The 6224-nt window shown below is 68.2% G+C and carries 5 protein-coding genes; 2 read left to right on the plus strand and 3 right to left on the minus strand.

Going from position 1 to position 6224, the window contains the following annotated elements:
• Positions 1–262: 262 nt before the first annotated feature.
• The 3 genes from ACFWY9_RS44590 to ACFWY9_RS44600 all read right to left on the minus strand — a co-directional run bounded on the left by ACFWY9_RS44590 (position 263) and on the right by ACFWY9_RS44600 (position 3383).
• A complete protein-coding gene (locus ACFWY9_RS44590) occupies positions 263–1237 on the minus strand; it encodes an NAD-dependent epimerase/dehydratase family protein (RefSeq protein WP_378331764.1) in 975 nt (324 codons plus the stop codon).
• Entirely contained in the window at positions 1234–2580 is a 1347-nt protein-coding gene (locus tag ACFWY9_RS44595; protein WP_378341739.1) for a nucleotide sugar dehydrogenase, read from the minus strand. The genes ACFWY9_RS44590 and ACFWY9_RS44595 overlap by 4 nt, the downstream gene beginning before the upstream one ends.
• 89 nt (positions 2581–2669) lie before the next feature.
• On the minus strand, positions 2670–3383 hold the full coding sequence (locus tag ACFWY9_RS44600; protein ID WP_378341740.1) for a class I SAM-dependent methyltransferase: 714 nt from the start codon (positions 3381–3383) through the stop codon (positions 2670–2672).
• A gap of 105 nt (positions 3384–3488) precedes the next feature.
• On the opposite strand from ACFWY9_RS44600, the gene ACFWY9_RS44605 reads away from it, so the two are divergent.
• Positions 3489–4685 carry an aminotransferase class I/II-fold pyridoxal phosphate-dependent enzyme gene (locus ACFWY9_RS44605; RefSeq protein ID WP_378341741.1) on the plus strand — a complete coding sequence of 399 codons (1197 nt, stop codon included), beginning with the start codon at positions 3489–3491 and terminating at the stop codon, positions 4683–4685.
• Positions 4682–6088: a dTDP-4-amino-4,6-dideoxy-D-glucose ammonia-lyase gene (desII, locus tag ACFWY9_RS44610; protein WP_378341742.1), complete on the plus strand. Its 1407-nt coding sequence runs from the start codon at positions 4682–4684 to the stop codon at positions 6086–6088. Before ACFWY9_RS44605 ends, desII begins: the two co-directional genes overlap by 4 nt.
• Positions 6089–6224: the final 136 nt, after the last annotated feature.

The following is a 6224-nucleotide window of genomic DNA, read 5'->3' on the forward strand; positions in this document are numbered from 1 at the left end:
GTAACAAACGCTGCCTGGCCGCTGAATCAGGTCGCGGCCTGTGTCCACAGAGGACTCTCATGCCGGTAAGGCCACCTTGGGGGCGTCTGACGCCCCCAAGGTGGCCTTACCGGCACGAGTGTCCTATGTGGACATAGGTTGCGGCAGGCGCGGGTAGCGGGCTTCGCGCGACGGCGCCGGTGTCCCGAACGACGCTTCCGGGACGCTCAACGTCCGCAACGGAGCGTTCGCGACAAAGGGATCCGGCACGCACGAGTCCGGCTCAGGCCACACCGCTGTCCGGCAGGTCCAGCCACCACTGGCTGCCGCGGGCCCATTCGATCGTCTTGACGAGGCCGTCACGCAACGTGGTTTCACAGGTCCAGCCGAGCACTTCGCGTGCCTTGGTGGCATCCGGGATCCGGCGGGACAGATCCTCGTACGCGGGGCCGACCCGGGTCGCCGTGTCGACTTCGGTGCGTGGCTCGGGCGCACCGGTCAGCTCGGCGATGAGCCGGACGACCTCGCCGACCGTCGTTTCGGTCATCGAACCGAGGTTGAACGACTCCCCTGCGGCATCAGGATGCGTCGCGGCCAGGATCGTGCCGTCGATCGCGTCGTCGACATAGGTGAAGCAGCGCGTCTGGACACCCCGGTCGTAGACCACCATCGACCGCCGGTTCAAGGCCCGGTGCACCGACCGGCTCACGATGTACGCGGGCCGCTGACGCGGGCCGAAAACGTTGAAGTACCGGACGATCCGCGCGTCCAGGCCGTGGTGGGCGGAGAACGCGAACGTCAGGTGCTCGGCCAGCGCCTTCGACGTCGAATAGGACCAGCGGGCGGCCGACGTGGCGCCCAGCACCCGGTCGCTGTCCTCCCGCCACGGCACCGCGGGGTTCTTCCCGAAGACCTCGCTCGTGCTGCTCAGCACCACGCGCGCGCCCGCCCGGTGCGCCAGTTCGAGCACGTTGCGCGTGCCGAGGAAGTTGACGTCGACCACGTCGAGCGGGCTCGACAGGTACTTGTCGACCCCGACCACCGCGGCCAGGTGGTAGACGACCTCGACGCCGCCGTCGATGGCCTCGGCGAGTTCCGCCTGGTTCCGGATGTCCCCCACGACGTAGTGGACGCCCTCGGTGCGGTTCGACGGAGCGAACCCGTCGAACACGACGACGTCGTCACCGCGCGCGACGAGCCGCTCCACGAGATGCCCGCCGATGAAGCCGCAGCCACCGGTGACCACGACGCGGCTCATCGGCCGATTCCCCGGTAGGCGTAGCCCAGTGCGCGCAGCTCGGCGATCTTTTCCTTGCTGTAGTAGGCACGCCCGTCGAGCACAAGACACCCGGCGGCGACCGGCAGGCTCGCGAAGTCGATGCCTTCGAACTCCCGATGCAGCGCGAGCACGGCGACGCAGTCCGCGCCGTCGACGGCTTCCACAAGGCTCGGCGAAAGCCCTGTGCCGTATAGCTGTTCGACCTGCGCGGGGTCGACCAGCGGATCGTACAACCGTACCTGCGCGCCCGCCTTGGCCAGCGTTTCGACCACCCCCTGCGTCGGGGTCGCCCGCAGGTCACCGGTGTTGTTCTTGAACGCCAGCCCGAGCACGGCGATCTTGGCCGTCGCCGGCTCCTTGCCGAGGCGCACCAGCTCGTCGACGATCACCTGCGCGGTGTACTCCGGCATGCCCGCGTTGACCTCGCGACCGGTCACCGCCGTCCTGATGTCCACGCCGCGGCGGTCGGCCGAGCGCCAGACCATCCACGGGTCCTTGGTCAGGCACGAGCCGCCCACGCCGACGCTCGGCACCAGGACGTTGACGTTGCCCGCGCCCTTGGGGATCGTGTTCGTCGCGCTGATCACGTCGAGCACGTCGACGCCGTAGAGCGCGCAGAACTTGGCGAGTTCGTTGGCGAGCGCGATGTTCACGTCGATCCACCAGTTGCTCGCCAGCTTGACGATCTCCGCCGACTCCAGCGAGTCGTGCGGGATGACTTCGACGCCCAGCGCCCGGCGCCAGAACTCGGCCGCGGCGTCGGCGCTCTCCTCGCCGAGACCACCGACGACGATCGGGAACGTCCGCAGCTCCCGCAACGCGGTGCCTTCGGCGAGCCGTTCCGGGGAGTACGCGAGCCCGAAGTCGACCTGCCCGATCAGGCCGCTCTCCTCCAGCAGCGGGAGGACCACGTCGCGAGTAGTGCCGGGCGGGACCGTGCTCTTGAGCACGACCAGCTGCCCCTCACGCAGGTGACGGCCGAGTTCGGTGCACGCGGCGCGCAGTTGCTCGTCGGCCAGCGAACCGTCTTCGAGCACCGGGGTGCCGACGCTGATCAGCACGACGTCGGCGGAAGCCAGCCCGGACGCGTCGGTGCTCACCCGCAGCCGGCCCGAACCGAGACCGTCGAAGATCAGCTTCGCCAGCCCCTCTTCCTGGAACCGGCAGTGCCCCCTCGCCAGCTCCCCTGGCAACCGGGGGTCGGTGTCCACGGCGAGCACGTCGAAACCGCGATCGGCCAGCGTCGCGGCGAGGCACGAACCGACGTAACCGAAGCCGATGACCGCCACCGAAAGGTCCGCGCGGCCGGACAGAAAACGCATGTGCGTCCCCAATCAATAGTGCCCGTCTCGGTTTTTCATCGTGGTCGGGTGAACGCGCGGCAGCGTCTCCTGGCTTGTCACGCTTCTCCTCAGCGGCGGACACCCAGGAAAAGGCCGCGTCCCAGCGGGCCGCCTTCGACGTATTCGGCGTCGATTCCGGCCTGCGCGAACGCCTTTTCGTAACGGGCACGCTCGAACAGGGAGAGCAGGCCGACCTCCGTCACGTGCCGCAGGCCGCGTCCGGCGTCCGCGATGGCCAGGTGCACGGTGATCTTCGTGGCGTCGCCTTCCCGTACCGAATGGGAAAGCCGGACGATCGTGCGGCCGTCGACCTCGGCCACCCCGCTCGCGATGTAGCCGTCGATGAAGTTTTCCGGGAACCACCAGGGTTCCACCACCAGCGTGCCGCCGGGAACGAGATGCTCGGCGAAACAGCTCGCGGCCGCGTCGAGGCCGTCCGGCCCGCCGACATGACCGATCGAGCTGAACATGCAGGTGACGGCGTCGAACCGGCGCCCGAGGTGGAAGTCGCGCATATCTCCTTGGTGCAGCGTGAGTTCCGGGAAGTGGACGCGGCCCGCCTTGACCATGCCCTCGGACAGTTCGACGCCCTCGGTGTGCGCGAACAGCTGGTTGAACCGCCGCAGATGCGCGCCGGTGCCGCACGCGACGTCGAGCAGCGAGTCCGCACCCGGCGTCCGCTCGCGGATCAGCCGGGTGATGTCCTCCGCCTCGGCCGCGTAGTCCTTGCCCTGGCCTTCGTAATAGGACACGTAGACTTCGGAGAATTCGTCACCGTACATGGACCGAGGATCACACCGGTGGCGTGGCGGAACATCTCTCGGCATGCTCAGTCCGCGCAGCCTCAGAGATGCGGGTCCACCACCGGCCCGCGAAACATCACAAGGGTGAAACACGACCTGGACGACCTGGCCCTGTTCGGCGGGCGAACGGCGTTCCTGACGCCGTTGCACACCAACCGGCCCAATCTGATCGATCGCGCGCGCCTGTTCGACAGGCTGAACTGGGCGTTGGACAACCAATGGCTGTCCAACGGCGGACCGCTGGTGCTGGAGTTCGAGGACAGGGTCGCCGAGCTCGCCGGCGTCGCGCACTGCGTCGCCACCTGCAACGCCACCGTCGCGCTGCAGTTGCTGGTGCATGCCGCGGGGCTGACCGGTGAGGTGGTCATGCCGTCGCTGACCTTCGCCGCCACCGCGCACGCCGTGCGCTGGCTCGGCCTGGAGCCGGTGTTCTGCGACATCGACCCGGCCACCGGCTGTGTCGACCCGGCGCTGGTCGCCGCGGCGATCACCCCGCGCACCTCGGCGATCTTCGGGGTGCATCTCTGGGGACGGCCGTGTGCGGTGGACGAACTGGAAAAAGTCGCCGCGGACAACGGGATTCCCGTCTTCTTCGACGCCGCGCACGCGATCGGCTGCACCACCGAGGGCCGGGTCATCGGGAGTTTCGGCGCGGCCGAGGTGTTCAGTTTCCACGCCACGAAAGTGACCGGTGCCTTCGAAGGCGGCGCCGTCGTCACCGACGATCCGGAGCTGGCCGACCGGGTTCGCGCACTGCACAACTTCGGCAAGGGCCTGAAGACCGTCAGCGACGCGGGCGGCACCAACGGGAAAATGAGCGAGGCCGCCGCGGCGATGGGCCTGACGTCACTCGACGCCTTCGAAGCCACCGTGCGGCACAACAGGTCCCACTACGACCTCTATCTCGCCGAACTCGGGAACACCGAGGGACTGAGCTTCTTCACGCACGACACCAGGGAGCGCAACAACTTCCAGTACGTGATCATGAACGTGGCCGAGGACGTCACGGGGATCTCCCGTGACCTGCTCCTGGAAGTACTGCGGGCGGAGAACGCGATCGCGCTCACCCCGATCGGCTCGCCCGCCTGCCACCAGCTGGAGCCGTATCGCTCACGCGGGCCGGTGCACCTGCCGCACACCGAGGCGATGGCCGCCAGGGTGATCGCGCTGCCGACCGGTTCTTCGGTGTCCCGTGAGGAGATCCGGCGGGTGTGCGCGCTCATCCGGTTCGCGGTCGCGCACGGCGCCGAAGTGACCTCCCGACGGAAGGACACCCCATGACCGGACCCGCGTTCTGGACCGCGCCCGACCCGCGCGCCGCTCTGCGTGACCTGCTGCGCAAGGCGTATCCGCACGCGGTCGGCGACACCGACCTGCTGTTCGCGCTCACGCGCAAGTACGGCACCAGCCCGTTCACCACGCTGGAGACCGCGCGACGGGAGCTGGCCGTCGACCGCGTGGTGTTCGAGCGTCTGCTCGACACCTTCGACCAGGTGCCGGAGCTGCGCGCCGCCGTGGTGAACGGCCCGGCAGGGAAGTACTGGTCGAACACGGTTCTTCCATTGGAGAGCAAGGGAGTCATCGAGAACATCCTCGAACGGCGAACGGTCTACCCGCACATCGTGGCGCTCTACCCCGGGCCGACGTGCATGTTCCGCTGTCACTTCTGCGTGCGGGTGACCGGCGCGCGGTACGAGAACTCCACTTTGGACTCCGGCAACGCGATGCTCGCGTCGGTCATCGACGAGATCCCACCGGACAATCCTTACGCCATGTACATTTCCGGCGGGCTCGAACCGCTGACGAACCCCGGCCTCGGCAAGCTGGTCGCACGCGCGGCCCGGCGCGGGTTCAAGATGGTGTTGTACACCAACGCGTTCGCCTTGACGGCGCAGACGCTCGCGCGACAGCCGGGCCTGTGGGATCTGGACGCCGTACGCACCTCGATGTACGGCCTCAACGACGAGGAGTACGAAGAGACGACCGGCAAACGCAAGGCTTTCGGCCGGGTGAAAACGAACCTGCTGAACTTCCAGAAGCTGCGGGCCCAGCGTGAACGTCCCGTCCGGCTCGGGCTCAGCTACATCATCCTGCCGGGGCGCTCGTCGCGGCTGACACGGCTCGCCGATTTCATCGCCGAGCTTTCCGACGCCGCGCCCGATCAGCCGGTGGACTTCCTGAACATCCGGGAGGACTACAGCGGCAGGCCCGACGGCAAGCTCGCGCCGGGCGAACGCGCCGAACTCGAAGACGCGTTGAACGCCTTCGCCGAACGCGTCGCCGCGCGCGTTCCCGCACTGGACGTCGACTACGGCTACGCGCTGCACAGCATCCGCGCCGGCACCGAGGCCGAGCTGATCCGGATCAAGCCGTCGACCATGCGGCCCGGCGCGCACATCCAGGCGGGGGTGCAGGTCGATCTGCTCGGCGACGTCTATCTCTACCGTGAAGCCGGTTTTCCCGGTCTGGCCGGGGCCCAGCGCTACATCGCGGGCCGTCTCGGGCCTGGCACCAGTCTTTCCGACGTGGTGGCGAAGTTCGTGGCCGACGACCGCCGGATCGAGCCACGCGACGGCGACGAGTACTTCCTCGACGGCTTCGACCAGGCTTTGACGGCCCGGCTGAACCAGCTCGAGACCGACATCGCCGACGGCTGGCGCCACACACGCGGCTTCCTCCGCTGACCCGATCGCGCTGGGACACTCGCGGTTGTGATGCCGTTAAGGGGCTCTTTGCGCTCTTGTGTGGGTGGTGTGGGCGTGGCGTGAGGGCGCACGCCGTTGCCGGGCCTTAGTTTCTGGCTTGTCGAAGGTCAGGAAC

The sequence above is a fragment of the Amycolatopsis sp. NPDC059027 genome, from assembly GCF_042739735.1.
Taxonomy (GTDB): Bacteria; Actinomycetota; Actinomycetes; order Mycobacteriales; family Pseudonocardiaceae; genus Amycolatopsis.